Genomic DNA, 1256 nt, shown 5'->3' on the forward strand with positions numbered 1-1256 from the left:
TGTCCCGCACCGGGTTTGATGGAGACATCGAAACCTGGGAGGAACACCAGCGATGCCCGCACCGAAGAAGTACTCCGACGAGCTGCGTGAGCGTGCGACCCGGTTGGTGGTCGAGGCCCGCCGGGACCCGGCGTCCGCGGTAGGGGCGATCCGGCGGATAGCCGACCAGCTCGGCGTGCACCCCGAGGCGTTGCGTGGGTGGGTGAAGAAGGCCGAGACCGACGCCGGCGACCGTCCGGGCACCACCAGCGGCGACGCGGAACGCCTCGCCGCGTTGGAACGGGAGGTCCGTGAGCTGCGGCGGGCGAACCAGATCCTGAAGTCCGCGGCGAGTTTCTTCGCGGCCGAGCTGGACCGGCCGTCGAGATGAGGGTCGCGTTCGTCGACTCGCAGAAGGCCGAACACGGTGTCCAGTCGGTCCTGCGGGCGCTTGAAGACACGCCCGCCGGGATCGCACCGTCGACCTACTACGCCGCCAAGGCCCGCCCCGCCTCGGCCCGATCGAGGCGCGATGAGGAGCTGACCGCGATGATCGCCCAGGTCCACAAGGCCAACTACGGCGTCTACGGGGCCCGCAAGATCTGGCACGAGCTGCACCGCCAAGGCGTCGACGTGGCCCGGTGCACCGTCGAGCGGCTGATGCGCGAGTCCGGACTCCGTGGGCTGCTACGCGACAGGTCACCGCGCACGACCCGACCGGCCGCCGAGACCAGCCGGCCCGCTGACCTGGTCAACCGTGACTTCACCGCGATACGGCCGAACCAGCTGTGGGTCGCCGACCTGACCTACGTGCGCACCAGCGTGGGCTGGGTGTACGCCGCGTTCGTCCTCGACGTGTACTCCCGGATGATCGTCGGCTGGCAGGTCTCCACGTCGCTCTACACGGATCTGGCGCTCGACGCGCTGAAGATGGCGATCTGGCGCCGCGAGAACCAGGGCGCCGACCTGGGCGGACTCGTCCATCACTCCGACCGGGGAGTCCAGTATCGAGCGATCCGCTACACCCAGCGGCTCGCCGAGGCCGGCGCCGTCACCTCCGTCGGATCCAAAGGGGACTCGTACGACAACGCCATGGCCGAGGCGTTCAACTCCCTGTACAAGGCCGAACTCGTCCGCAACACCGGTCCGTGGCGCGGCCTCGACGACCTGGAGATGGCCACCGTCGAGTACATCGACTGGTACAACAACCGGCGGCTCCACGGCGAACTCGGACACGTCCCGCCCGCCGAGTACGAAGCGCTACACGCGATGACCCA

General features: G+C 68.9%; 1 protein-coding gene. It reads left to right on the forward strand.

Translation table 11 applies throughout. From position 1 onward, the window contains the following. Positions 1-52: 52 nt before the first annotated feature. Positions 53-1256 (forward strand): IS3 family transposase gene (locus tag ACFHWS_RS28450; protein WP_416569575.1). Its coding sequence is split into 2 segments (ribosomal slippage), with 1205 coding nucleotides annotated over them: positions 53-332 and positions 332-1256; the frame shifts between segments, so codons are not numbered across the junction. This gene is flagged as partial in the annotation.

Origin of the sequence: Micromonospora sp. LOL_013, assembly GCF_048060315.1 — a bacterium.
Classification (GTDB): domain Bacteria; phylum Actinomycetota; class Actinomycetes; order Mycobacteriales; family Micromonosporaceae; genus Micromonospora_E.